The organism is Methylorubrum podarium, assembly GCF_022179745.1.
Classification (GTDB): Bacteria; Pseudomonadota; Alphaproteobacteria; order Rhizobiales; family Beijerinckiaceae; genus Methylobacterium; species Methylobacterium podarium.
Window position 1 is genome coordinate 1 of record NZ_BPRD01000128.1, and the last position, 25540, is coordinate 25540.

General features: G+C 70.3%; 29 protein-coding genes. 6 read left to right on the forward strand and 23 right to left on the reverse strand.

All coding sequences use genetic code 11. From position 1 onward, the window contains the following. The 6 genes from MFF42_RS06740 to MFF42_RS06765 all read right to left on the reverse strand — a co-directional run. Positions 1-520, reverse strand: a 520-nt coding sequence (locus MFF42_RS06740; RefSeq protein ID WP_238255062.1) for a ubiquinone/menaquinone biosynthesis methyltransferase, incomplete at its 3' end; no start/stop codon positions are given. 147 nt (positions 521-667) lie between these two features. After that, a complete protein-coding gene (locus MFF42_RS06745; RefSeq protein ID WP_238255063.1) occupies positions 668-2038 on the reverse strand; it encodes a glycosyltransferase family 61 protein in 1371 nt (456 codons plus the stop codon). A 46-nt stretch (positions 2039-2084) separates the two neighbouring features. Continuing rightward, positions 2085-2495: a dihydrofolate reductase gene (locus MFF42_RS06750; protein WP_238255064.1), complete on the reverse strand. Its 411-nt coding sequence runs from the start codon at positions 2493-2495 to the stop codon at positions 2085-2087. A gap of 71 nt (positions 2496-2566) precedes the next feature. Beyond that, positions 2567-3310 (reverse strand): SDR family NAD(P)-dependent oxidoreductase, encoded by a 744-nt coding sequence (locus MFF42_RS06755; protein WP_238255065.1) that lies wholly within the window; start codon positions 3308-3310, stop codon positions 2567-2569. A gap of 4 nt (positions 3311-3314) precedes the next feature. Further along, complete coding sequence (gene purF, locus MFF42_RS06760) at positions 3315-4790, reverse strand: amidophosphoribosyltransferase (protein WP_238255066.1); 1476 nt, start codon at positions 4788-4790, stop codon at positions 3315-3317. 338 nt (positions 4791-5128) lie between these two features. Then, on the reverse strand, positions 5129-5725 hold the full coding sequence (locus MFF42_RS06765) for a CvpA family protein (protein WP_012456115.1): 597 nt from the start codon (positions 5723-5725) through the stop codon (positions 5129-5131). A gap of 220 nt (positions 5726-5945) precedes the next feature. Between MFF42_RS06765 and MFF42_RS06770 the strand changes: the two genes are divergently transcribed. Both MFF42_RS06770 and MFF42_RS06775 read left to right on the forward strand, forming a co-directional pair. Next, on the forward strand, positions 5946-6206 hold the full coding sequence (locus MFF42_RS06770; protein WP_373875148.1) for a DUF2188 domain-containing protein: 261 nt from the start codon (positions 5946-5948) through the stop codon (positions 6204-6206). Between the two features lie 12 nt (positions 6207-6218). Further along, complete coding sequence (locus MFF42_RS06775) at positions 6219-6839, forward strand: hypothetical protein (protein WP_238255067.1); 621 nt, start codon at positions 6219-6221, stop codon at positions 6837-6839. 21 nt (positions 6840-6860) lie between these two features. Here the strand turns inward: MFF42_RS06775 and radA are convergent, their stop codons facing one another. The 15 genes from radA to MFF42_RS06850 all read right to left on the reverse strand — a co-directional run bounded on the left by radA (position 6861) and on the right by MFF42_RS06850 (position 19400). Continuing rightward, positions 6861-8288: a DNA repair protein RadA gene (radA, locus tag MFF42_RS06780; RefSeq protein WP_238255068.1), complete on the reverse strand. Its 1428-nt coding sequence runs from the start codon at positions 8286-8288 to the stop codon at positions 6861-6863. Positions 8289-8474: 186 nt separating this feature from the next. Continuing rightward, entirely contained in the window at positions 8475-9581 is a 1107-nt protein-coding gene (gene alr / locus MFF42_RS06785; protein WP_238255085.1) for an alanine racemase, read from the reverse strand. A 2-nt stretch (positions 9582-9583) separates the two neighbouring features. Next, positions 9584-10396 carry a DUF29 family protein gene (locus tag MFF42_RS06790; RefSeq protein WP_238255069.1) on the reverse strand — a complete coding sequence of 271 codons (813 nt, stop codon included), beginning with the start codon at positions 10394-10396 and terminating at the stop codon, positions 9584-9586. A 95-nt stretch (positions 10397-10491) separates the two neighbouring features. Further along, complete coding sequence (locus MFF42_RS06795) at positions 10492-11391, reverse strand: ATP-grasp domain-containing protein (protein ID WP_238255070.1); 900 nt, start codon at positions 11389-11391, stop codon at positions 10492-10494. Between the two features lie 60 nt (positions 11392-11451). Beyond that, positions 11452-12993, reverse strand: a complete 1542-nt coding sequence (locus tag MFF42_RS06800; RefSeq protein WP_238255071.1) for a replicative DNA helicase — start codon at positions 12991-12993, stop codon at positions 11452-11454. Positions 12994-13361: 368 nt separating this feature from the next. Further along, positions 13362-13934 carry a 50S ribosomal protein L9 gene (gene rplI / locus MFF42_RS06805; protein ID WP_238255072.1) on the reverse strand — a complete coding sequence of 191 codons (573 nt, stop codon included), beginning with the start codon at positions 13932-13934 and terminating at the stop codon, positions 13362-13364. Between the two features lie 38 nt (positions 13935-13972). Further along, on the reverse strand, positions 13973-15064 hold the full coding sequence (locus MFF42_RS06810) for a DUF2232 domain-containing protein (RefSeq protein WP_238255073.1): 1092 nt from the start codon (positions 15062-15064) through the stop codon (positions 13973-13975). Between the two features lie 139 nt (positions 15065-15203). Then, complete coding sequence (gene rpsR / locus MFF42_RS06815) at positions 15204-15458, reverse strand: 30S ribosomal protein S18 (protein ID WP_004446294.1); 255 nt, start codon at positions 15456-15458, stop codon at positions 15204-15206. A 2-nt stretch (positions 15459-15460) separates the two neighbouring features. After that, positions 15461-15904, reverse strand: coding sequence for a 30S ribosomal protein S6 (gene rpsF / locus MFF42_RS06820; RefSeq protein ID WP_238255074.1), 444 nt, complete (start codon positions 15902-15904; stop codon positions 15461-15463). 225 nt (positions 15905-16129) lie between these two features. Then, on the reverse strand, positions 16130-16651 hold the full coding sequence (locus MFF42_RS06825) for an AAC(3)-I family aminoglycoside N-acetyltransferase (RefSeq protein WP_238255075.1): 522 nt from the start codon (positions 16649-16651) through the stop codon (positions 16130-16132). Between the two features lie 10 nt (positions 16652-16661). Continuing rightward, on the reverse strand, positions 16662-17036 hold the full coding sequence (locus MFF42_RS06830; RefSeq protein WP_238255076.1) for a PH domain-containing protein: 375 nt from the start codon (positions 17034-17036) through the stop codon (positions 16662-16664). A gap of 68 nt (positions 17037-17104) precedes the next feature. Further along, complete coding sequence (locus MFF42_RS06835; protein ID WP_238255077.1) at positions 17105-17431, reverse strand: hypothetical protein; 327 nt, start codon at positions 17429-17431, stop codon at positions 17105-17107. A 369-nt stretch (positions 17432-17800) separates the two neighbouring features. After that, a complete protein-coding gene (locus tag MFF42_RS06840) occupies positions 17801-18181 on the reverse strand; it encodes a DUF6481 family protein (RefSeq protein ID WP_238255086.1) in 381 nt (126 codons plus the stop codon). Positions 18182-18401: 220 nt separating this feature from the next. Next, entirely contained in the window at positions 18402-18611 is a 210-nt protein-coding gene (locus MFF42_RS06845) for a cold-shock protein (protein WP_108941692.1), read from the reverse strand. Positions 18612-19142: 531 nt separating this feature from the next. Further along, entirely contained in the window at positions 19143-19400 is a 258-nt protein-coding gene (locus MFF42_RS06850; RefSeq protein ID WP_238255078.1) for a hypothetical protein, read from the reverse strand. A 330-nt stretch (positions 19401-19730) separates the two neighbouring features. On the opposite strand from MFF42_RS06850, the gene MFF42_RS06855 reads away from it, so the two are divergent. Continuing rightward, a complete protein-coding gene (locus MFF42_RS06855; RefSeq protein ID WP_238255079.1) occupies positions 19731-20237 on the forward strand; it encodes a peptide deformylase in 507 nt (168 codons plus the stop codon). 119 nt (positions 20238-20356) lie between these two features. Further along, entirely contained in the window at positions 20357-20812 is a 456-nt protein-coding gene (locus MFF42_RS06860; RefSeq protein ID WP_238255080.1) for a hypothetical protein, read from the forward strand. Positions 20813-20822: 10 nt separating this feature from the next. On the opposite strand, the gene MFF42_RS06865 is transcribed toward MFF42_RS06860, so the two are convergent. After that, positions 20823-22964: a TonB-dependent receptor gene (locus MFF42_RS06865; RefSeq protein ID WP_238255087.1), complete on the reverse strand. Its 2142-nt coding sequence runs from the start codon at positions 22962-22964 to the stop codon at positions 20823-20825. 302 nt (positions 22965-23266) lie between these two features. On the opposite strand from MFF42_RS06865, the gene MFF42_RS06870 reads away from it, so the two are divergent. Then, positions 23267-24115 (forward strand): DUF3750 domain-containing protein, encoded by an 849-nt coding sequence (locus MFF42_RS06870; protein WP_238255081.1) that lies wholly within the window; start codon positions 23267-23269, stop codon positions 24113-24115. Between the two features lie 18 nt (positions 24116-24133). On the opposite strand, the gene MFF42_RS06875 is transcribed toward MFF42_RS06870, so the two are convergent. Next, complete coding sequence (locus tag MFF42_RS06875) at positions 24134-24616, reverse strand: hypothetical protein (RefSeq protein WP_238255082.1); 483 nt, start codon at positions 24614-24616, stop codon at positions 24134-24136. Between the two features lie 290 nt (positions 24617-24906). Here MFF42_RS06875 and MFF42_RS06880 point away from each other — a divergent pair, with 290 nt between their 5' ends. Beyond that, the gene (locus MFF42_RS06880) at positions 24907-25398 is read left to right on the forward strand and encodes a GNAT family N-acetyltransferase (protein WP_238255083.1); all 492 of its coding nucleotides are present in this window, start codon (positions 24907-24909) and stop codon (positions 25396-25398) included. Positions 25399-25540 lie beyond the last annotated feature (142 nt).

Sequence of the window (25540 nt, forward strand, 5' to 3'; positions counted from 1 at the left end):
GGAAGCGCCCGCCGGGCTTGAGCACCCGGTGCGCTTCCCGGAGCGCCACGTCGATGCGCGGCACGTTCCGGATGCCGAAGGCGATGGTGTAGCTGTCGAAATGGTTCGCCGGCAGCGGCAGCGTCTCGGCATTGCCGGTCACGAAGTCGATGCGACCGTCGTAGCGATGGCCCGCCCGCTCGGCGCCGACCCGCAGCATCGCCTCGTTGATGTCGAGCACGGTGACGTGGGTCTCGGGCCCGCCCGCCTCCAGGGTGCGGAAGGCGATGTCGCCGGTGCCGCCGGCGACGTCGAGATGGCGGTGGGGCCGCGTGCGCGACGGGCGCAGCATCGAGATCAGGTGCGACTTCCAGGCCCGGTGCAACCCGCCCGACATCAGGTCGTTCATCAAGTCGTAGCGGCGCGCGACCGAGCGGAACACGTCGTCGACGCGGGCCTGCTTCTCGGAGAGGCGCACGCGCTCGTAGCCGAAATCGGCGGTGGCTTCCGTGTCGCCGGCTCCCGCGTCCGTTCCACTCATCCGATCACACCCTGCGCTCGCCCGCAGCCGTCCGCGGCTTCGGCCGAGCCTCCTTAGCGAATGCCGGCTGGAACCGCCATGCGGCAGCGGGGATGGGGAGGGGCCGACGAGGGCGCGTTGTCCGCGGGGGGGCGACGGGGGAGGGCGTCACGAGGCGACGGCGATGATCCTGTCAGCCAGATGGTTGGCGTTCCTGATGGCGTACATCGTGGAGAATTGCTCGGACTCGGCCAGGATCAGGTCGTCCTTGAGCGAGAAATACTCCGCTTGTCCGCCGCTGACGCGGTCGAGCAGCAGGAAATTGCTGTTCAGGAATTCGTTCAGCGTCAGAACGACCCGTCTCGCGGAGGTATGCGGCACCAGCGCGAGGGTGTGGAACGCCGATCCGGCCGTCCCCACGATGAGTTCGGCCCTGCGGAAGAGGTTGACCTGCTCGGCGAGGCCGAGGCTTTCCGGGTGGACGACGGCGAAGCCGGCCTGCCTCATCCTGAGGTCGATGAAGGCCTCGCCGTCCAACCCGGTCACGCCGGAATGCAGGCGGGATTTCGAGAGATAGACCTTCTTCGGCACCGAGGTCGCGACCGGCGCGACGTTGCGCCCGATCGCCGACAGGGCGGTCGCGTGATGCGTCCAGACGCTGTGCTGCTCGTAGAAGGACGGTTCGGGAACGACGACCCGCCTGATGCGGGTCGGCCGATCGAAGGAGAAGCTGCGGTTCTCCAGCCCGGCGCAGCGCAGAAGTTCGAGGATGTAGCGGGCCCCGTGGTCCTGAACCGCGGGCACGGAGTGAAACAGCACCGGGGCCGAGCCGTCGATGGCCCAGCAACGGGCCAGGGTCGTGAGCAGGAAGTGGCCGTAATGCGCCAGCAGCGGCCCGCCGTAGACCATCGTGTCGAAGGGGGCGGTGTCGAGGGCCTCGCCGTCGATGGCGATCCGCTCGCTCTGGCCGACAAGGGTAAGGTCGACGCCCCGCCGAAACGCCGCTTCCGGGATGAGATGCCCGTCGGCGGTGTAGAGGCCCCAGTGGGGATCGTGGTCGAGCAGCTTTCCCGCGGTGAACGGGAGGTAGATCACGTCGTGGTACGTCTTCGATGAGACGGTCTCACGCGTCTGGTTCGCGCCCCACAGCTGCCGGCAGCGGTCGAGGGAGGCGACCTCGGGGCTGGGAGAGAAGAAGGCGAGGATCTGGTCTTCCAAGGCGCTGAGGGCGATGGGATGGAACGTCCCCCTGATCTCGGCCACCAGGGTCAGGTCGCCGCGGCCGAGAGGCGGCAGGGCCGGGAGCCGGAAGCAGTAACCGTGGTCGCCGGCGACGCCGATCGCGTTGACGTCGTGCCGGGCGAGGTTCGCCCGAAGGCGCATCAGCATGGTCCCGCGCCAATGCACCTCGACATAGGCGCTCTCGCCCTGATGCAGGAAGTCGCAGATCCAGCCGTGCAGGCGCCCGTTCGCGAAGCCATCGAGGCTGCCGATGACGACGGGCGGCGGCTCGATCGTCCGGCGCTTGCGAAAGACCATGGTCACGACCCTGGTGGCGGGGCGCCCTCGCGTGACAGCAGGGGCGTCAGCCCGCCCGCAGCGCCCCGCCGACGAGCCAGGCGGGGTCGAACCAGCGGTCGGCCTCGCCGTCGTAGGGCAGGCGGGTGATGTCCCAGTGCTGGATGTACTTCGCGTAGACGTTCCACACCGCGATGCCGCCGCCGACGAAGATGCGCCGGCCGGGATAGCGCTTCAGCACCTCTTCCGGATCCTCGTGCGAGCGGATCACGTCGATGGTGCGGTCCTTGAACGCGAATTCCGGCACCGAGGCCACGGTCTTCGGCCCGGCGATCAGCACGTGGCCCATGGTGAGCGCGAAGAAGCGCGTCACGTCCTCGACGAAGAGCGGATCGGTGTTGCCCTCCCAGGGGAGATGCCCGTTGAGGCCGAGCTGGCCCCGCTGGCCGATGGCGCAGATGCAGCGGACGTCGATCATGGAAGAACCCTACAAGCCCAAGAAGACGGGCTCCGCCCGTCACCCGCCGGGGCCTGAGGCCCCGGACCCCCTTACCGGGGAGACTGGAAATCCAGAACCCGGTCGCTCGGGAAATCGTAGAGTTTGCCCGTCTCGTTCCATTCGGGCGAGGCCAGCCGCACGAAATGCGGCGCCAGCTCCTCCGGGGTCCTGAGCGTCGCCGGATCCTCGCCCGGCATCGCCGCCGCGCGCATGCGGGTGCGCAGCGGGCCGGGGTTGAGCAGCATGGCGCGCACCCGCGTGCGCGCGTTCTCGGCGGCGTAGGTGCGCACCATCGCCTCCAGCGCCGCCTTCGAGACGGAGTAGGGCCCCCAATAGGCCCGGCACTTCGCGGCGGCGCCGGAGGAGACGAAGATCGCCCGGCCCGCATCCGAGCGCTGCAGCAGCGGGTCGAACGAGCGGATCAGGCGCCAGTTGGCGGTGACGTTGATCGCCATCACCTGGTCCCAGACCTTCGGCGTGACGTGGCTGACCGGCATCAGGTTGCCGAGGATGCCCGCATTGCCAACGACGATGTCGAGCCGGCCCCAGCGCGCGTCGAGCGCCGCGCCGAGGCGGTCGATGGCATCGAAATCGGTGAGGTCGAGGGGCACCAACGTCGCGTTGCCGCCGGCCCGCCGGATCGCGTCGTCGAGCTCTTCCAGGCCGCCCTGGGTCCGGGCGACGGCGACCACGTGGGCGCCGGCTTGCCCCAGCGCCAGCGCCGCGGCCTGGCCGATGCCGCGGGAGGCGCCGGTGACGACGGCGACGCGGCCGTCGAGGATCCTGTCGGCCATGCGCTCAGTCCGCCTCGGCCAGCATCGCGAAGCGCTTCGGCCCGGCGATCGCCAGGTCGGTCAGGCCGGTCGGGTAGTCGCCGGTGAAGCAATGGTCGGTGTATTGCGGGCAGGCGGCGTTGCGCTCCTCCTCCCCCATCGCCCGGTACAGGCCGGGGATCGACAGGAAGGCCAGCGAATCCGCGCCGATATATTTCCGCATCCCTTCGAGGTCGTGGGTGGCGGCCAGGAGCTTCTCGCGCTCGGGCGTGTCGATGCCGTAGAAATCGGGATAGGTGATCGGCGGCGAGGCGATGCGGAAATGCACCTCGCGGGCGCCGGCATCGCGCATCATCCGCACGATCTTCACGGAGGTGGTGCCGCGCACGAGGCTGTCGTCCACGAGCACGATGCGCTTGCCCTCGACCGCGGCGCGGTTGGCCGAGTGCTTCATCCGCACCCCGAGTTCGCGCACGGTCTGGGTCGGCTGGATGAAGGTGCGCCCGACATAGTGGTTGCGGATGATGCCCATCTCGAAGGGCAGGCCGGCCGCCTGCGCGAAGCCGAGGGCCGCGGGCACGCCGGAATCCGGCACCGGGATCACCACGTCGGCCTCGGGCAGGGCCTCGCGGGCGAGCTCCTCGCCGATGCTTTTCCGCACGGCGTAGACGCTCTTGCCGTTCACTACCGAATCGGGGCGGGCGAAGTAGATGTACTCGAAGATGCAGGGGCGCATCGGCCGCGCCTCCGCGAAGCGGATCGACTCGACCCCCTCTTCCGAGATCACGACCACCTCGCCGTTCTCGACGTCGCGGATGAAGCGGGCGCCGATGATGTCGAGCGCGCAGGTCTCGGAGGCGAGGATGTAGCGCCCGTCGAGCTCGCCGAGCACCAGGGGGCGGATGCCGAGGGGATCGCGGGCGCCGATGAGCTTCTTGTTGGTCAGCGCGACGATGGCGTAGGCGCCCTCGATCTGCTGCAGCGCGTCGATGAAGCGCTCGACGATGCGGGGTTTGCGCGAGCGGGCGACCAGGTGGAGGATCACCTCGGTGTCCGAGGTCGATTGGGTGATGGCGCCGTCGCGCACGAGGTCGCGGCGGATCGAGAGCGCGTTGGTGAGGTTGCCGTTATGCGCGACCGCCAGCCCGCCGCCGGCGAGTTCGGCGAACAGCGGCTGCACGTTGCGCAGGATGGTGCCGCCGGTGGTCGAGTAGCGCACGTGGCCGATGGCCGAGCGCCCGGCGAGCCGCTCGATCGTGGCGCGGTCGGAGAAGGAATCGCCCACGAGACCCTGGCGGCGCTCGGAGTGGAACACGCCGTCGTCGTAGGAGACGATGCCCGCCGCCTCCTGGCCGCGATGCTGCAGGGCGTGCAGCCCGAGCGCCACGATGGCCGAGGCGTCGTCGTGCCCGTAGATGCCGAAGACGCCGCATTCCTCGCGAAGCGTGTCCCCGTCGATGTCCGGATCCCGGACGTCGGCGCTCGCGCTGACAGCTGACATGTCGATCTCGAATCCTGGGGGCGCGCGGGTCTCGCGGGCCTCGCATCCGGCACGGCGGGAAACGGCCGAAGGCGCCGCCGCCCGCGGTCTCTGCCGCGAGGGGTGACGCCGGGACCGTCGTGAAACCGTTACCTAGGCGCGGATCGCGTCGCAACCAAGACCGATTCCAGCATATCCTTCGCCCTCCGCGCGCATCGCTCGCGCAGGCCGGAGATTCGGCGATCGGCCCTTCGCCTCAGAGCATCGTCCTGGATATCGGATCCGGGACGATGCTCCAGGTCTTTGATCTCGCATCGTCTTTCTTCCGAAAGCCGGCGGCCGCCTTTCGGGACGATGCTCTAGCGCTTCGGCTCGGGGCCGGCCTCGCTGCGGCGCTGGGCCGGGAGATCGGTCTCCGGCGGCGGCTCCTCGGCCGGCCCGTCGCCCTTCGGCTTGCGGAACTGCTTGAGGAAGCCCTCCGGGTTGTCGGGCAATTGCGCCACCAGCGCCTCGCCCGAACTCTCGAGCAGCGACCGGCTCTTGGCCTGCGCCGCCCAGTCCGGAACCTTGCCCTGGACGAGCCAGGCCAGGAACACCCAGCCGATCACGCAGATCAGGAAGCCGCGGCCCGCCCCGAACAGGAAGCCGAGCGAGCGGTCGACGGCGCCGATGCGCGAATCGAGCACGAGGTCGGAGATCTTCACCGTCACCAGCGAGACCACGATCAGGGTGGCGAGGAAGATCGCGGCGATGGAGGCGACGAGCGCCACCGTGTCGCTGGAGATGTGCTGCTTGACGGTGGGTAGGAGCAGCGGGTGGAGCGACCACGCCACCGCGGCGGCGGCCACCCAGGCAATGATCGCGAGCACCTCGCGGGTCACGCCGCGCACGGCGGCGAGCAGCGCCGAGACGAGCACGATGCCGAGCACCACGAGGTCGAGGACGGAAAACGGCATCGCAGGATATGGTTCGCTGGGGCGGGACGGGGCAGCCTTGCCCGGACGACGACGGCTCCCCCGGGCCGCGCGTCCGCTCTGGTCTTTAACCATATACCCCGCCGAACCTCGGCCGTCACCTTCGGGGCGGCGGGGTCGCACGGGGGACACGGAGAGGGGCGGCTCATCGGCGTTGCAACGAAAGCCTCTTGGTCCCTTGGAGTCTCCGATGCTAACTTACGTGAACATCGGTGCCGCAGAATCGAAGAACGCCATGGCCAAAAAGGGTCAGCACGTGGTCCCGGCAATCCGCGGCGGTTGGGCCGTGCGCCGGACCGGATCGGCTCGTGCATCGAAGACCTTCCCAACTCAGGACGCGGCCATCGCCTATGCGCGCGACAAGGCTCGGCAGGAGCACGGCGAACTCTACATCCATCGGGCCGATGGGACGATTCGCGACAGGAACAGCTACGGGAACGATCCGCATCCGCCCAAGGGCTGACGGCGTCCCGACGTGCCTTACGAGACGTCCGTTTTCGTCAACTGCCCTTTCGATCGGGACTACCTTCCGCTCCTACGGCCGTTGCTCTTCTGCGTAACGGATCTCGGATTCGATCCGCGCATCGCGCTCGAAGGGCTCAATTCCGGCAAGCCGCGCATCGACAAGATCGTTCGCCTCATCAGAGAGGCGAAGTACGGCATTCACGACCTCTCCCGGCTGCGTGCGGAGAAAAAGGGTGAGTTCTACCGGCTCAACATGCCCTTCGAGCTAGGTCTCGATATCGGCTGCCAGATCTTCGGGGACCCGGCTCTTGCCGACAAGCGATGTCTCATCCTCGAAGCGGAGCGCTACCGCTATCAGGCTGCTCTATCCGATCTCTCGAACTCCGACATCGCCGTTCACGGCAACCAGCCCGTCGAGATCCTCACGCAGGTTCGGAACTGGCTGGCGACAGAAGCCGGCTTGAAGCTTCCCGGTCCGACGGCGGTCTGGAACCGCTTCAACGACTTCATGGCCGCGAACTACGATCGGCTGAAAATGCGCGGTTTCTCGGATAGCGATATCGAGAACCTGCCGATCGCCGAGCTGATGGACGGCATGAAAGATTGGTGTCGCGCGAATCCGCACGCCTGACGGCGGGAGAGCATCCGGGCCTCACACCTCCTCGTCGTAGCTGACGGCCCTTTGCCGCCCGCCCCGCCGCGGTGCCCCCGAGGCGATGCCGGCGACGAGGTCGGCGATGTGGCGCAGGGCCTCGGTCGGCAGGGCCCGCTCGCCGGTCTCGCCGCGCCCCTGCGGGGTGATCGCCTTGCCGAAGCCGAGCTTGAGCGCCTCCTTCAGGCGGGCGGGCGCCTGCGAGACCGGCCGCACCGCCCCCGACAGGCCGAGTTCGCCGAAATAGACCGAGTCGGAGGGAAGCGCCGCCCCCGAGAGCGAGGAGACGAGCGCGGCGGCGACCGCGAGGTCGGCGGCGGGCTCGGAGATGCGCAGGCCCCCCGCGACGTTGAGATAGACGTCGTGGCCCCCGAGCCGGATGCCGCCATGGGCCTCCAGCACGGCGAGCACCATCGACAGGCGGTTGGGGTCCCAGCCGACCACGGCCCGGCGCGGCATGCCGAGCGAGGAGGGGGCGACGAGCGCCTGGATCTCGACCAGCAGCGGCCGCGTGCCCTCCATCCCGGCGAAGACCGCGGTGCCCGGCGCGGCGTGGTCGCGGCCGGCGAGGAACAGGGCGGAGGGGTTCGGCACCTCGGCGAGGCCCGCATCGGTCATCTCGAACACGCCGATCTCGTCGGTCGGCCCGAAGCGGTTCTTCACCGCGCGCAGGATGCGGAAGTGATGGCCCTGGTCGCCCTCGAACGAGGCGACGGCATCGACCATGTGCTCGACGACGCGAGGCCCCGCGATCTGCCCGTCCTTGGTGACGTGGCCGACGAGGATCACGGCCGTGCCGGTGGTCTTGGCGAAGCGGATCAAGGCCTGAGCCGAGCTTCGCACCTGGGTGACGGTGCCCGGCGCCGATTCCACCGTCTCGGTCCACATGGTCTGGATCGAGTCGATGATGGTGAGCGCCGGCGGATGGCCCTGCGAGAGCGTCTCGACGATGTCCTCGACGTTGGTCTGCGCGGCGAGTTCCACCGGGTGCCCCGCGAGCCCCAGGCGCTCGGCGCGCAGGCGCACCTGCCCCACCGCCTCCTCGCCGGAGATGTAGGCGACGCGCTCGCCGCGTTTGGCCATGGCGGCGGAGGCCTGCATCAGCAGGGTCGACTTGCCGATGCCGGGATCGCCGCCGAGCAGGATCACCGAACCGCGGACGAAGCCGCCGCCGGTGACGCGGTCGAGCTCGTCGATGCCGGAGGCCGTGCGCGGCGCCTCCTTGGCCTCGCCGGTCAGGCCTTCGAGGGCGAAGACGCGGCCCCGCGCCCGCGACGGACGCGTCGCCGCCGGGCCGGATTGCGGACCCGCGCTGGGCACCTCCTCCTGGATCGTGTTCCAGCCGTTGCAGGCCTCGCAGCGCCCGCGCCAGCGGTTGTAGACCGCCCCGCAGGACTGGCAGACGAAGGTCTGTTGGATCTTGGCCATGGGGCAGGATGTCTTCGGGCCGAGCGTTTTCGGGGCGTCCAACCCGCACCCTCATCCTGAGGTGCCGCGACAGCGGCCTCGAAGGATCGTCCAGTCACCGCGCGGGATCTGGAGGATCCTTCGAGGCCTACGCTTCGCTCCGGCACTTCAGGACGAGGACGTGGATGGGGGCACCCGTTCGAAGGATTACTCTACATAAGTGCGAACATAACGGGAACTCAGGCCGGTCAGGATCTCGTAGCCGATGGTGCCCGCGGCGCGGCCCACGCTGTCGATATCGAGGTTGCCGCCGATCAGCGTGGCGGTGCCGCCGCGGCGGGCGTCGGGCGCTTCGGTGACGTCGAGGATGATGAGGTCCATCGAGATCAGGCCGACGATCGGGCAGGGGACGCCGCCGACCAGCGCGTGGCCGGAATTGCTCGCCGAGCGGGGATAGCCGTCGGCGTAGCCGAGCGAGAGCGTAGCCAGCCGCCGCGGGGCGGGGGCCTGCCAGCGGGCGTTGTAGCCGCAGCTCTCGCCGGCCCCGACGGTACGGACCTGAAGGATGGTGGCCTCCAGCCGCACCACCGGCCGCATCGGGTTGGGTCGGCCCGGCTCCGGGTTGCCGCCGAACAGGGCGTAGCCCGGCCGCAGCAGGTCGTGGCGCGCGGCATCCGCGAGGCAGGTGCCCGAGGAGTTGGCGAGCGAGGCGCGCAGGCCGGGGAAGGCGGCCCGAACGCGCAGAAAATCGGCGGCCTGCCGCGCGTTGAGGGAATCGTCCGGCTGCTCCGCGCTGACGAGGTGGCTCATCACGAGGTCGATCCCGGCCCGCGCGATCACCGGATCGCCCGCCAGCGCCAGCGCCTCGGCCACCGGCAGGCCGAGCCGGTTCATGCCGGTATCGACGTGGAGCGCGGCCGAATGGAGCGCGGCCGGCGCCGCGCCGTCCGCGGCGGCGGCCCATTCGAAGAGTTCGTCGCGGTCGCCGAGGACGGGGCGCAGGGCATGGGTGCGGAATGCCTCGACGCTGTCCGGCGGCAGGCCGTTGAGCACGTAGATCGCCGCCTCTGGCAGGAGGCGGCGCGCGGCGATGCCCTCGGAGAGGTGCGCCACGAAGAACGTCCGGCAGCCCGCCCGCCAGAGGGCGGGTGCGACCGCGGACAATCCGCAGCCATAGGCGTCGGCCTTCACCACGGCGCCGCACTCGGCCCGCGGGGCGTGGGCCGCGAGGGTCCGCCAGTTGGCGACCAGAGCCGCGAGATCGACCGTCAGGCGGGCGCCGTGGCCCGTGGGTACGGGATTGTCTCCGGAGATGATCAGGACTCCCCGCCCTCCGGCGGCCAGGGCACCGGCCGGGTCATGATGTCTTCGAACGTATAGGGGCACTCGGCGGGAAACACGTCGTCGTCGAGGTCGGTCTCGCCAGCGGCCTCGATGCGGGCGCGGCGATAGGCGCGCGCTAGGGCGCCGGGAAGCCTGTGCTTCAGGCTCGGATGGCGGTCCAGCAGTTCTTCGACATCAAGTCGGCCGTTGCGGATCGACAGATGCCAGCTCCGTGTCCGTTTCTCCGGCTGATGATCCCACTTCAGAAGATGCATCAGCGTGAGCCGCAGCGCGCTCTCCATTTGGTTGTAGATCGCGCCGCCCAAGTCCTCGATCTCCTCGGCCAGATTGAGCGCGTCGAGAGCGGAGAACTGCCCGCGCCGAAGAGCGAGGGCCTGCTCATAGGCCCAGGCGTAGAGGTCCCGGTCGAGGTGATTGGGACCCGAGCGTGCGTGGGCGGCCTCGGCGAGCCGACGCGCAAGAGGTTCGGCGAAAGCCGAAGAGGGGGCGCCCGCGACGAGTGCGATGAGATAGCGATTGGCTGGCCCACCGTCTGGCGCCACGTCACTGACCTTAGGCAAGACCGACGCAGGCGAGACGGGTCGCCCCTCTTCAACGAAGCGGCCTACAACCTCGAACACGCCGCGATGAAGGTTCTGGGTCCAATCCTCGTCGCGCAGGATCGCGGCGATCCGTCCATGGGTCGCTGGATCGGTCAGCATCAAGCCGACGAGCTGCTGCTCGGCCTCGAAAACCTCGTTCAGCGTAGGAGGCGCGGGCGGCCGCGCCTTCGGTGCGAGAGCCACGTCGCCTCTCCGATCCCGACGGTAGGCGCAGAGCTTACCACAAGGAGTGCTGCGGCGCTGCCGGCGGCGATGGTCGAGCCGTGCACGGGGGCCGATCAGCGTGACACGCCCCGCCCCGCCAAGGTCGCGGCGAGCGCCGCGAAGAGCGGGACGGCCGCGTCCGGGTCCGGCAGTCCGGAGACCCCGCCGTCGCCGACCTCCAGCAGCCACCAGCGCCCGTCGAGATCCTGCGCGAGATCGGCCGAGGCGAAGGGGCTCGGCACCGCCGCGGCGATGGCGGCGAGCAGGTCGGGCGGCGGCGACGGGGAAGGGCCCTCCCCACGCGGCCAGCACCCCACGACGGCACCGCGCACGACGAAGGCGCGGTGCTCGTGCGCGGGCCCGCCGACGGGCCTGAGCGGCACGTAGGCCTTGAACACGAGGCCGCCCTCCAGGCTCTCGCCCTGCAAGGCGCGGAACCGCCCGATCACCCGGGCGACGTGCGCCGCGTCGGACGCGTCGGGGATGAAGCAGGCCTCGTCCCAGTAGCCGGAGGCCTGCGACTTGACCCAGTCCTTGAGGATGACCGGCGCGGCTCCGAACGGGTCGAGAACGGCGCGCAACGCCGCCGCGTCGTCGATCCGGGCGAGCGGCAGCCACGCCGTCCGCGGCATCCAGGGCGCGAGCGCCGGGTAGGAGCCCGGCGCGTGATGGCAGGCGGCGTATGCGGCGGGCGTGGTCAGCAGGCCGACGCCGCGCCCGGCCAGGGCCTCGAACAGGCGCGCATAGGCGTCGCCGCGCAGCATCCAGCCGCGGTAGACCGCCGGACCGCCCCCGTCGAGACGCGCCCGGCGCAGGGCGGCACCGGGATCGACCCGCCGGTCCAGCTCGTCGTGATCGAGCAGGGCGAGGGCGAAGCCCGCCGCGCGCGCCGCCTCCGCCTCCGCCCGGAAGGCGGGCTCCACCATCCGCGGCTCGAGAGGATCGGCGCAGGTGAGGAGCAGCGGCGTCGGCATGGGTTGTCTCGGTGGGCAGGCTTGGCGAATCGCTCCGGTCACATCTGCTCAGGCATCCGATCACTCTGGCTGATGGCCGATTCGCTTCTGTGGTGAGCCCAGCGCCGCATTCGGCCCTGAGAGTTCGCCATACCGATCGTCACTCGCCAGGTTCGAGAACCGGGTGATGTTGGCGTCGAACTGCAACTCCACCGTGCCGGTCGGGCCGTGGCGCTGCTTGCCGAGGATGACCTCGGCCTTGCCGTGGACGCGCTGCATCTCCGCCTCCCAGGCGAAGAACTCCTCCGTGCCCTCGCGCGGCTTCTTGTTGCCGACGTAGTACTCCTCGCGGAACACGAACATCACCACGTCGGCGTCCTGCTCGATCGAGCCGGATTCGCGCAGATCCGCGAGCTGCGGCCGCTTGTCGTCGCGGTTCTCGACCTGACGCGAGAGCTGCGACAGGCCGATGATCGGCACCGCCAGCTCCTTGGCCAGCGCCTTCATGCCGGTGGTGATCTCGGTCATCTCCTGCACGCGGTTGTCGGAGCGCTTGCCCGAGCCCGACAGGAGCTGGAGGTAGTCGACGATGAGGAGGTCGAGGCCCTTCTGGCGCTTGAGGCGCCGGGCGCGGGCGGCGAGCTGGGCGATGGAGATGCCGCCGGTCTGGTCGATGTAGAACGGGATCGTCTGCATGTCCCGCGCCGCATCGGTGATCTTGTAAAAATCCTCCGGGCGGATGTCGCCGCGGCGGATCTTGTAGGAGGGCACGCCGGATTGCTCGGCGATGATGCGGGTCGCCAACTGCTCGGCCGACATTTCGAGCGAGAAGAAGCCGACGATGCCGCCGTTGACCGTCAGCATGGTGCCGTCGGCCTGTTTCTCGCCGCGATAGGCCTTGGCGATGTTGAAGGCGATGTTGGTCACGAGCGAGGTCTTGCCCATGGCCGGGCGCCCCGCGAGGATGATCAGGTCGGAGGGCTGCAGCCCACCCATCTTGGCGTCGAGGTCGGTCAGCCCCGTGGCGATGCCCGACAGCTTGCCGTCGCGCTGGTAGGCTTTCGCCGCCATGTCGATGGCCGCGGTCAGGGCGTCGGAGAACTTCTGGAAGCCGCCGTCGTACTTGCCGGATTCGGCGAGCTCGTAGAGCCGGCGCTCGGTCGCCTCGATCTGGTCGCGGGGCGCGGCCTCGACGGGGGCCTCGTAGGCGCCGTTGACCAGATCCTCGCCGATGGTGATGAGGCGGCGGCGGATCGCCAGATCGTAGATGGTGCGGCCGTACTCGCCGGCATTGATGACGGTGGTGGCCTCGGCGGCGAGGCGGGCGAGGTACTGCATCGGCGTGACGCCGCCGAGATCGGCGTCGCCGAGATAGGTCTTGAGCGTGATCGGCGTGGCGAGCTTGCCGGCCTTGATCAGCGAGACCGCGACTTCAAAAATCTGGCGGTGGACCGCCTCCATGAAGTGCTCGGGCAGCAGGAAGTCCGAGACGCGGTAATAGGCGTCGTTGTTGACCATGATCGCGCCGAGCAGGGCCTGCTCCGCGTCGATGTTGTGCGGCGGCACCCGGTATTCCGGCTGCACCGTCTCGAGATTGGCCGTGAGGGCGTTGGGCAGGGCCATGGCGCTTGTCCGTCGCTCCGTTTCGCGGGCGGCCCGCATCGGCCGCCCCGTCTCATGCCCGCCGGACCTTGCCTCGGGATGGTGAAGCCTTCCTTAGCCGACCCCACCGGAGGCGGCTGCAACGCCCGCGCCACGGGCCCCGGAACGCGAGACGCCCGCGGCTCCCGGCATCGGGAATCGCGGGCGTCATGCTGGAACGGATTGAGAACAAGTCAACGCCGAAGGCCGGCGCATCCCCGTTCTCCACCGCGAAGTCACGGGTTTCGAAAGGACGAGTCCTTTCGCGGGTCCAGGGCGGAGCCCTGGAAGAATGCCGGGGCTCCGCCCCGGCACCCCGGCGAAGGGATGATCCCTTCGCGATCCCGGACTTAGCCGCGGTCGTCGGCGGCCTCGCCGGCATCGGCCAGCGCCTGGCCGACTTCGAGGCCGAGGTCGTCGAGGTTGAACTGCTCGCGCTCGGTGACCGACTCGCCGCGGGCCTGACGCTCGGCCTCTTCCGGCGAGCGGGCGACGTTGACGGTGATGTTGACCTCGACCTCCGGGTGGAGGTGAACCGGCACGGTGTGCAGGCCCAGCGTCTTGATCGGCTGGTTGAGCACGAACTGGCCGCGCTCGACCGTGAAGCCGTCCTTGGTGACGACCTCGGCGAGGTCGCGGGTCGAGACCGAGCCGTAGAGCACGCCGGTCTCGCCGGACTGGCGGATCAGCACGAAGCTCTGGCCGTCGAGCTTCTCGGCCACCGTCTGGGCCTCGCTTCGGCGCTCGAGGTTGCGGGCCTCGAGCTGGGCGCGCTGGGCCTCGAAGTGCTTCTTGTTGGCTTCCGTCGCGCGCAGGGCCTTGCCGCGGGCGAGCAGGAAGTTGCGGGCGTAGCCGGGGCGCACGTTCACGGTCTCGCCCATCTGGCCGAGCTTGGCGACGCGTTCGAGCAGGATGACTTCCATCTGACTTCTCCTTCGGATTCTCTTGGAAGCGGGTTCGATCAGGCGCCGCCGCGGGTCTGCGGGCGGCGCCGGTCGAGGGCGGTGTCGGCGATGCCGAACAGGATCAGGGCGAGCATGGCCACGCCCTGGGTGAGGAACAGCAGCACGTAGAGGCCGGCGAGCAGGGCGAAGCGCCCCGGCCGGCCGCGGCTGCGGTCGTGGAAGGCGGCGAGCCCCTGGAGCGCGAAGGCCGCGCTGAAGGCGCCGATCAGGGCGATGCCGAGCGCCCCCGGATAGCCGGGCACCATCGCCAGCGTGAGCGCCGCGGCGAAGACGAGCAGGGCGGTGCGCGGCATCATGGTCGAGGGGAGGTCGGGCCAGGGCCGGAGCAGGCGCCCCGAGACCTGCACGATGCGGGCGGCGGCCCAGAGATAGAAGGTGAACAGGATCGTCAGACCCTGGGCGGCGATCGCGGGCGCGACGGTCGCCAGGGCGTCGGCCACCTCGCCGGCGAGGTCGTCGCTCTTCGGATCCGCCTTCGTCTCCGGCTTCGCCTCCGCCTGGGCGGACTGGTCCCTGGCCGGCGCATCGCCCTGCGGCGGCGGGGCGGCGGGTTTCTCGGCGCTGCCGGCCGGGGTCTCGTTCGCGGTGCCGCTCTGCGGCGGGGCGGGGATCCGGCCGCGCTGGACCTGGACCTGCACGACCCGGCGGCTCATCGCGGTGAGCTGCGCGCGGAAGGTGTCGTAGTCGGGCGAGGCGATGACGGCGATGGCGATGAAGGCGAGCGCCGCGGTGCCCGCGACCCAGGCGAGCAGGCGCCCCGTGGGATACCACTCGATCGTTCCGTCCGCCGTTCCATCGGCCTTGGGCCGCCCGAGCAGGGCGAGATAGGCGAGCCACCACGCGGGGATGGCGAGATAGGCCGCGAAGGCGAGGCCGAGGGAGGGCGAGACGAAGAGGGCGAGCGCCAGGGCGCCCGAGACGACGGCGGCGAGCGCCGCGCGGTGGCTCCAGCCCAGGCCGACGATCAGGATCGGCAGCGGGGCGAGCAGGTAGAGCAGGATCGAGAGCGCCGTCGCCTTGAGCAGCAGCCCGAACAGGAGCGCCGCCACGAGGCCGGCACCGGCGCCGACAGGAATGTCCTTGGTCATGAAGTCCGCTGTCCCGCTGTCCCCGAAGAAGGGCAGGGTTAGGGGCCGAAGACGACGCCCCAACGATCGGGCGGCTCTTTTTTTCGAGAGAGCCGCCCTGGCGATGATGGCCGGCCCGCGCGCGGGCCGGCCGGAGGTCCTACTTGATGACGTAGGGCAGCAGGCCGAGGAAGCGGGAGCGCTTGATCGCCTGGGCGAGTTCGCGCTGCTTCTTGGCCGAGACCGCGGTGATGCGGGAGGGAACGATCTTGCCGCGCTCCGAGACGTAGCGGGAGAGCAGCTTCACGTCCTTGTAGTCGATCTTGGGAGCGTTCTCGCCCGAGAAGGGGCAGCTCTTGCGACGACGGAAGAACGGACGACGGCCACCACCGCCGCCACCAGCACCGAAGGCCATGATCAGTTCTCCCCGCCGAAGTTGCGCTCGGGACGGTCGCCGCGGTCGCCGCGGTCACCACCGAAATCGTCGTCGCGGCGGCGCGGACGGTCGCCGCGGTCGCGATCCTTGCGGTCGTCGCGGTCGCGCTTCTGCATCATCGCGGAAGGCTCGGCCTCCAGCTGCTCGACGCGGATGGTCATGAAGCGCAGCACGTCCTCAGAGATCTGCATCTGGCGCTCCATCTCGGCCAGGGCGGCCGGGGGGGCGGAGATGTTGAGGAGCGTGAAATGCGCCTTGCGGTTCTTCTTGATGCGGTAGGCGAGGGACTTGACGCCCCAGGACTCGATCTTCTCGATCGTGCCGCCGCCCGCCTCGATGACGCCCTTGTAGGTCTCGACCATGGTCTCGACCTGCTGCGACGTCACGTCCTGGCGCGCCAGGAAGACGTGCTCGTAGAGAGGCATTTTTGGGCCTTTCCTTGCCATAAGGAAGCCCGCCCGCGGAGCGCGGGTTCGTCGGGCCGGTTCTCTCGCATTCTCTCGGCGCCAAGCCCTTCGAGCCGTGTTGATGGCCCGAGCGGTTGATCGAAGGCGGAGACACCGGACGACGGGTTTTTTGAAAAAAACCCTGTGCCGCGGACGGCACCGTCCGTTCAGCCCCCGGCCGGAGCGAACGCGAAGGCCGCGCCTTTAGAGGGATTCGCCCGCGATGGCAAGGGTGGGCGTTTCGACCGGCAGATCGAAATGCAGCACGGCTTCGCGGCTGCCGAGGCGGTCGTAGAGCGCGAGCGCCGGACCGTCGCCGGAATCGCCCTGGACGAAGATCACCCAGGCGCCCCGGTGCGCGGCATGCGCCTGCAGGTGCCGGATCAGCGCCGTGGCGATGCCGCGACGGCGGTGCCCGGCCTCGACGGCGAGGTCGTAGAGGTAGATCTCGCGCCGGGCCCGCTCGACCTTGTCGAGTTCGTAGGCGACGAGGCCGCCGAGCACGGTGCCGCCGTCTTCGCCACCCGTCTCCGCCACCAGCACCGCGACATGCGCCTTGGCCAGCAGGTCGGCGAGATAGGCGTCGTCGGGCGGGGCCGCGCCGTAGGTCTCGGGCTCGGCGAAGGCGCGCCCGAACAGAGCGTTGAGCGCCCGCATCGCCGGGATGTCGCCGGGTCCGAGCCGCCGGACCGTGACGGCGGGCTCGGCCCTGTCCTGCGGCGCCATGGCCAAAACCCTATTTCAGCGAGCCGGCGATGGCCTGCTGAATTCCCAAAATGTCGGCGCCGCGCCGGAGGGTGCGCTGGATCGGCTCGGGCCGGCCCGAGATCCAGATCTTGAGCTCCGAATCCATGTCGAAGCTGCCCGCGGTCTCGACCGAGAACGAGGTGATCGCCCGGTAGGGCACGGTCAGGTACTCGACCTTGCGGCCGGTCATGCCCTGGCGATCGATCAGGATCAGGCGCCGGTCGGTGAAGACCATCAGGTCGCGGATCACCTTGAAGGCGACGCGCACGCTCTCGCCCGGCGCCAGCACCCCGGCGAGCTGCCGGTCGACCTCGTCCGCGGAGAGGTCGCTGCCATGCCCGAGCAGTCCGTCGAGAAAACCCATCCGTCGCCTCCTGCCTGTCTCGGCCAGGGATGTGGGGACGGTCCCGCTCGCGCGCGAGAGCCCGGCGCTCAGCGGTGGCGGCGCTTGCGCGGCTTCTTCGGCGCCTTGCCCTTGCGCTGCGTCCGCTCCATGCAGCTCGCCCAGATGCGGCGGCCGATCTCGCGCAGGCCCAGATTGAGCGGGTCCGGGGCGGAGAAGACCTGCGCCCGCGCCTCGCTGCGGCAGAACGCATCCTCCGCGCTGCGGATCGGCGGCTCGCTCTGCGCCGCGGCCGGCGACGGCCCGAGGCCGGCTCCGAGACCAAGACCGAGAAGCGTGCCGAGACACAGGCCGGCCGCGGTCAGGCCGCGGCGGTGCCGGGCCGACGGATCGCGATGGTTGCCAAGGATACGCAAGATCTGGCTCTCCCCGTTCACCCCGGTGCGGCGCGCATCGTCGAAGCGTCCTGCGATCTAACGTCGGGGGGACGGGGCTTGCCAAGCGGTGCCGATCCGTCCCGGCCAGGAACTGCGTAGTCTGCCCACAGAGATCGCCGCAGGATGCGCTGCCGGGCCGAACCTGTACCCGCACGCGCGCATCCGGACCTTGCGCCGCCGCACGGCAAGTCTCGGTGGCTTCTCTCGAAGGCTTCTCTCGGCGAGGCTTCGGGCAAAAGAAAACGCGCCGGGCTCGAAGCGTCCGGCGCGTGGATTGCTCTCGAAACGGACCCGCTTCGGTGTGAGCGTTCGGCGCGGTTCCCGGAAGCCGGGAGCGGCGCCGGAGGCTCAGCGGCGGATCTTCACATTGGCCTTGCGGGCGGCGTAGCGCGCGTCGCGGGCCGCCTTCTTCTCCGCGGCTTCGGCGGCCTTGCGCTCGGCAAGGGCCGCAGCCTCGGCCGCCTCACGGGCGATCTGGGCGGCGAGCTCCGCCTCCTCGCGCAGGCGCTTCTCCTCGGCGGCCTTGCGCTCGGTCTCAATGCGGATGCGCTCACGCTCGCGGGCGCGCTCGTCGCGAGCGCGGGCGACCTCGGCACGGGCCTGGGCCTTGGCGCGCATTTCCGGGTCGTCGAGAGGCGGACGGGCCTTGAACTTCTCAAGCAATGCCGCCTTGGCGGCCTGGGAGTTCTGACGACGGTCTTCGAAGTTCCTGAAGTCGAATGCGCTCATATGACCTTTCTCATGCGGTGACACGGCCGACTGCCGGATCAATCCTGTCTCCGGACGGTCGGGACTCGGCGCTGGGTAAGATAGACCGGCGCAGTCGATGCACGAGTGCGCCGCAACACGCAACACAGGTCGCCCCTGTTCGCGGCGGCTCCGATAACATTTTCGGGCCTGTTGCGATACGGAAGCAGCTGGGAGGGATGGCGGTCCCGAGGATCGCGCCTCAGGAGGCTTGCAGGTTGACGGCGGCCGGCTTGCCGCTGCGGCGGTCGTTCTCGACGTCGAAGGTCACCTTCTGACCCTCGACGAGGCCGCGCAGGCCCGCCTGCTGGACGGCGGAGATGTGGACGAACACGTCCTTGCCACCGGTGTCGGGCTGGATGAACCCGTAGCCCTTGATCTCATCGAACCATTTCACGGTACCAGTATGCATGCGGGTTCCTCCTGCGCGCGCCGCGGCACCCCGTGTGACATGCGTCCCGCCATCGGCCGAAAAGGCCGTCCCGTTCGTCAAAGCGACCGAGGAAACAAGCCGGTGCCGCGTCCCTTCCGGGGGCATCGAGGGCCTGGTCAGGGACGGCCACCGATCGACGAGGCAAAGTTATGTTCGGTGAGGCAACCCCGCAAGCGGCGCAAAGGTTTCCCGCCGACACAGCTCGTCATTCAAGATGAAATTTCGTGGCAGAAACTTGGCCATTCGGGACGAGTACGTTGGATGAGTCGGTCTTTCGACCCGGTCGGCTCACTTAACATTGTCGTGATCACAACATTTGTTGCGGGAGCGACCGGGGTCACGGTCCGATTCGCTCGGCCTGCCCGCCGTCGCCCGTGCGGCAGAGAGTCCGCGCCATGCGCCACGCGCGAAGGGCCGGTTTCCCAACCCTTCGCATCGTGTCGTCCGGAGGCGGCGCCGTGACCGCAGTCCATTGCGGCGCACCCCCGATGATGTGGGATCGGCCTTCGATCAGTAATCGTAGCCGCGACGGTTGTAGCCGCCCCGGTCGAACCGGTCGCGGTCCCGGAAGCGCTGCTCGCGATAGTAGTCGTCCCGGTCACGCGAACGCATCTCGCGGCGGTAGTCGCGCTCACGCTGGCCCCGGGACCGCAGATCGAAGCCCGGGCCATTCGGGCCGATCGTGATCGACTGGGCGGAAGCCGGTGCCGCGGCGGCCATCGTCGCCGCGACGACGGCGCCGGCGAGCAGGGTCGTCATGGTCTTCATAAAAATCGCTCCGTCATAGGTTGAGACGACAATGCATCGCCCCCGGAGCGGTTCCAAGATCGTTGAGATCGCGAATCGGGATCGGCTCTGCTGGTCGGATGGGATGTGACGGCCGCGGAACATCAATGTTCGGGCCGCGGGAGATCGCCCAAAGCCCCCCATCACCTTGCAGGGGAAGGGCAGGGGATCGGGAATTGGGAGCGCCACCCGAAAGGCGGTGCGGATGACGCCTCCCGGCCTCGGCGCCTTCCCGCTTGACACGATTGCGCGACCTCGGGCGTGCATCGCCCGGGGCCACGGCCCTGCTGTCCGACGCCGGAACCCGCTCGCATGACCGTCCGCCCGCTGATCCTCTATCCCGATGCGCGCCTGCACCGGCCCGCCGGTCCGGCCGCCGCCCCCGGCGAGACGCTCCGCGCGCTCGCGGCGGACGTGCTCGACACCCTCGGCGCCGTCTCGGCGATGGGGCTGACCGCGATCCATATCGGGCAGCCGGAGCGGGTGGTGGTGATCCGCCTCCAGCCGGACGAGCCGCACGCGGTCTACGTCGATCCCGTCCTCGCCTGGGCCTCGCCCGAGCGGGCCACGCATCCGGAGGGGAGCGTCTCGATGCCGGGCGTGGTCGAGCCGGTGGAGCGGCCGGCCCGGATCCGGGTGCGCTACCGCGACCTCGACGGCGCCGAGCGGGAGGAGGAGGCCGAGGGCCTGCGCGCCGCCTGCCTGCAGCACGAGATCGACCAGCTCGACGGCATCTTCTGGATCGACCGGCTGAGCCGGCTGCGCCGCGACCGGGTCCTCAAGCGCTACGCCAAGCTGCGGGCGCGCGCGGATGCGTGAGGTCTCGCGCGGGACGGAGCCGTGCTCGGTCCGCGGCGCCGGGCATGGTATGCGGGAGCCGGCGTCCCGTCCCGGAAGCCGGCCGCTCGGGACGAGGCTCCGACATCCGAGGCCGATCCATGTCCCGCCCGCCGCCCCTCCTCCTCCGGTCCCTCGCCGTCCCGGCCGCCTTCGCCCTGGCCGTCATGACGCTCACCGGCCCCGCCCGGTCGGCGCCGGACGCCGCGCCGGGGGCGAGGGCGGGCGATTCGAAGGCGGCGGCCCGCCCCGCTTCCGTGATCGGGTGCACCTCGCTGGCCAATCTGCGCAGCGTCCTGCGCAGCGCGGGGGAGGATAGGGCCGCCGCGCTCGCCCTCGCGACCGACCCGAAATCCGATCTCGGCTGCAGACCCGTGGACCGCGCCGCGGTCACGGGGCTCGTCGACCATGTCAGCCTCAACGGCCGCGCCTACGACTGCCTCACCCTCAAGGGCACGGCGGTGTGCCATTGGACGGTGGCGGGCGCCGTCGCGCCGCCCGAGCGGCCGGCGGCGAAGCCGACCCGCAAGTCCGGCGGCGGCGCGGGCAGCCCTTAGGCCGACGCCTTCAGAACCGCGCCGTCAGGAACAGGCGGAGATTGCGGCCCGGCAGCAGGATCTCGTCCTTCTTGAACGAGGCCGAGTTGCGGATGTCGTCGTCGAGCAGGTTGCGGCCCTGCAGCCCGAGCGTCACCTCGGTGGCGCCGTAGACCGCCGGGTCGAGGGCCTGGGTGTAGGCGAGTTCGGCGCGCAGGTCGTTCCAGCCCGGCGTCACCGTCTCGAACGGGGCGATCTCGGTGTGGTCGAAGGCGTGCAGTAGGTTGATCCGCGCGAACCAGCCGTCGGCGCGGAGGTAGGCGCCGCCGCCGAGCCGGTGCGGCGGGATGCGCGGCACGTAGGAGCCGTCGTCGAACTGGGCGCGGACGAAATCGTACTGCGCCTCGAGCCCCGCCCAGCCGTCGCCGACGGGCAGGAGGTCGAGCTGCGCCCCGATCTCGGCGCCGTAGAAGGTGGCGTTGGCCTGCGAGTAGACGACCTGGCGCAGCTCGTCGCCGCTGCCGCAGGAGGCGAAGTCGTCGTCGCAGCGGTTGCCGGTGTCGCGCTTGTAGATGAAGCCGGTGTAGCGCGTGTAGTAGCCGGTGGCGTCGAGGCGTAGGGGGCCTTCCGCCCGGCGCAGGGAGATCTCGACCGTGCGGGCGCGCTCCAGGCGCAGGGTCGGGTCGCCGATCTCGAAGGTCGCGGTGGCGTCGTGCGGCCCTTGCGAGAACAGCTCGTAGCCGGTGGGCGCGCGCTCGACATAGGAGCCGTTGAGGCTCGCCACGAAGCCGTAGGGCAGGTCCTGCAGGGCGCCGATGCTGGCGCTCTTCGGGGCGAAGCGGCGGGTCAGGGCGTAGCTCGCCGGGTCGGTGCCGTCGGGCAGGTAGGTGCCGGGAAACTGCGTCGCGATGCTGTTGAGGCGGTCGCCCTCGATCCGGCCCGCCGCCTGGAAGCGCAGGCCGCCCCCCACCGCCAGCTCCTCGAACAGGTAGCCGGCCAGCATCCGCGACTCGGTCGGCGGCAGGAAGCTCTCGAGCTGCGAGTTCAGCACGCGCCGGCCCGCCTGGACGCCGACCGCGCCGGTCAGCGTGCCGAGCGCGGTGACGACCGGGACGTGCTGCGCCTCGAAGCGGGCCTCGACCTCGCGGTTCTTGAAGATCGCCTGGACCCCGTCGATCCCGTCCTCGCCGATGCCGATCTCCTCGTGGCGGTAGACCGAGCCGCCGGCCCAGAAGCGCAGCACCTCGAACGGACCGTTCAGCGGCCGGTATTCGCCGCGGGCGAGCAGGCGGTCCTGGTTCGGGGTGAGCCGGGTGCGCGCCTCCTCGGCCTCGCCGCCGGGGATCTGGTAGAGCGCGTCGTAATGGCTGAAGGACAGGCCGACGAAGCCGCGGTCACCGATCGCCGAGATGCCGACCGAGCCGCCCTGCGACTCGGTGGCCGAGTTGCGCTGGATGCCGCCGGGGATCGCGTAGGAATCGGTCGCGGTCTTGAAGCCGTCGGCGTGGACCGCGATGCCGTCCGCGCCCGCATCGACGCTGGCCGCCCCGAGCCGGCCGTTGTCGACGGTGGTATAGCCGGTGGTGACCTGGCCGGTGACGCCGCGGGCCGGGATGAAGGTCGGCACCTGATTGTTCTCGGCCGAGACCACGCCGCCGATCGCGCCCGAGCCGTAGCGCAGCGTCGCGGGGCCGCGGATCACCTCGATCCGGCCGGCATTGAGCGGGTTGACCGGCACCGCGTGGTCCTCGCCGAGATCCGACACGCCGCCGTTGACGATGCCGTTCTCCTGGATGCGCACCCGGGCGTTGTCGAGGCCGCGGATGATCGGCCGCGAGGCCGCCCCCGGCGCGTAGGTCGAGGACGAGATGCCGGGCTGGTCGAACAGCGCGTCGCCGAGCGTGCGCGGCTGGTCGCGGGCGATCCGCTCCTGCGGGATCACGGTGACCGGCGAGAAGGTGTTCGTCACCACCGGCAGCACACCGGTCGTGCGTGCGGAGACGGGGGCAGGGGGCTGGGCAGGGGGCTGGGCGGGCGAGGGGGCGGCGGGCCGGCCCTGGATCGGGCTCACCGAGGTCACGCTGATCTCCTCCAGCGTGGTCGCCTGCTGCGCCCGCGCCGCGGGGACGAGGCCGGGCGCCGCCGTCAGCACTGCTCCCGCCGCCAGCAGCATCCGTCCCGAGCGCCCGCGCCGCATTCCCATCGATCCAGCCAAGTCACGTTGCGATGTCACGTTACAATGTTTCATCACCGAGATGTAACAGTGTTGCAAGGCCGATCCGCTGCGCGGCCGATCCTTGCTCCGGGGTGTGACCGGCCTGCATCAGGCGGGAAGCGGGTGCGCTGCTGCACGGCGCGCGCGACGCGCCCCGGTTCACCGCGTCGCGGGCGCTTGTGCGGGCCGGGACCGGACCTGACATTGGGGCTCCCGGAGGAGCGTGCCGCCTGTCGGGATCTGCTGTCTCCCGGAACCCGATGCCTGCCGACGTGCTCCTGCCCGCCCTCCGCTTCCTCCTCCTCGGTCTCGCCCTCCTCGTTCTCCTCTTCCTCGTCCCGCTCGCGACCCACGCCCTGTGGTGGACCGCGAAGGGCGGACGCGCGGAAAACTGGTCGACGGCGGACTGGTCGAGCGCCGGCCTCCTGCCGCCGGCCGCCGCCGCGCCGGGGGCGATGGTGCGGGTCTACGCCGCCCGGGTCGGGCGCTGGCGGGGCATCTTCGCCCATCACAGCTGGGTGGTGATCAAGGAGGCGGGCGCCCCCCGCTACACCCGCTACGACGTGGTCGGCTGGGGCACGCCCGTGCGCACCGACGCCTACGCCCCGGACGGGCGCTGGTTCGGCAACGCGCCGGAGATCGTGCTCGGGCTCGACGGCGAGGCGGCGGCCCGCGCGATCCCCGGCATCCGCGCGGCGGTGGCGGATTATCCCTACCGCAGCCAGGGCTCGTACCAGGCCTGGCCGGGGCCGAATTCGAACACCTTCGCCGCCCACGTCGTCGCGCGCATCCCCGACAACGACGTGCCGCTGCCGCCGACCGCGCTCGGCAAGGACTGGACGCCGTCGGGCCGCTTCGCCGAGCGCACCCCGAGCGGCACCGGCCTGCGCCTGTCCTGGCGCGGCTATGTCGGCCTTACCGTCGGCTGGGTCGACGGGCTGGAACTCAACCTGCTCGGCGCGGTGGCGGGCCTCGACTGGCGCCGCCCGGCCCTGAAGCTGCCGGGCTGGGGCCGGATCGCCCTGATCCCCGGCGGCGACGCGGACAAGGCGGCGCCGACGGTCGCGGGACCGGAGCGCCGCCCGGCGGCCGATTCGGTCTCGGGCTGAGCGGTTCCGCGGCGAGGCTCAGCGCTTCGACGACCTCTGGCCCGGCAGCGTCACCTCCCCCTGCCACTGGCCGGCGAACTCGGTCTTCGAGGTGTAGGCGAGGGAGAAGGTGCCCTTGCCCTTCACGCCGGCGAATTCGCCGGTGGCCGCGCTGTCCCGGTAGGTGCCGGTCGCCGCGACGCGGCCCTGCGCGTCGGTGGTGACGGTGCCCTTGTAGACGCTCGACGTCGTGCCGGCGGGGGTCGTGAAGGTGATGGTGCCCTCCACCGGCCCCTGACCGTTCTTGAGCGTGACGGTCTCCACCCACTGCACCTGGGCGCCGTCGAGCGGGGTGCCGGGCCCCCTGTTGAGGCCGGACGCGGTCTGCTGGATCTTCACCTCGTTCGGACCGAGCACCTGCGGCGCTTGGCTGTCGACGCGGCCGGTATAGCTCCCGCCCATCGGCATCGCCACGACCGCGGATGGAAGACCCGCCGCGAGAAAGAGCGTGGCAGCAAGCATCGTCAAATTTCGAGACATCGCGTTCGCTCCCTGAAAACGTTATGTGAGTCCGGCCCCGACGGGACGGCTCGTGAATACTGTGAATTTGAAATAATTTTGCTGTCAACGGTCTGTATTCGGATGAATACGGTCTCTGTTGTACGGGAGTGGGCCGCCTGCCATGCGGGGCGGCCGATCGTTCGGCGTAGATCTACCGCCGACAGCCTACCTCCTTTCCTCCGGGCGCGATCCGGGTAGCTTCGGGCTGCCGCGGGCACCGGACGCGCACCACCCTCACGTCAGCAGACCCGATGACCGACCTCTCCCTTCGCCCGGCGCAGAACCACGACCGCGACGCGATCTGGTCGATCCTCGAGCCGATCCTGCGCGAGGGCGAGACCTATGCCTTGCCGCGGGACTGGGACCGGGAGCGGGCGCTCGCCTACTGGTTCTCGCCGGCCCACCATGTCTTCGTCGCGGCGGAGTCGGGCGCGGTGCTGGGCAGCTACTACATCCGCGCCAACCAGCTCGGGGCCGGCGACCACGTCGCCAACGGCACCTACGCCACGCATCCGGCCGCGCGGGGCCGGGGCGTCGCCCGCGCCATGGGCCTGCACTCCTTCGAGACGGCTCGGGCGCTGGGCTTTTCCGCGATGCAGTTCAACCTCGTCGTCGCCACCAACACCCGCGCCGTCGCCCTCTGGACGCGCCTCGGCCTCAAGGAGGTCGGCCGCCTGCCCGGCGTGTTCCGCCATCCCGCGCACGGCCCGGTCGACGCGCTGGTGATGCACCGGAGCCTGTGACGCCGCCTCGGCTCGTCCCGGTCTCGTCCCGTTGCGAAGCCGGCGCCCGAAACGCCGCGCTAGAGCATCGTCCCGAAAGGCGGTTGCCGGCGTTCGGAAAAAGACGATGCAAGATCAAAGACCGAGAGCATCGTCCTGGATC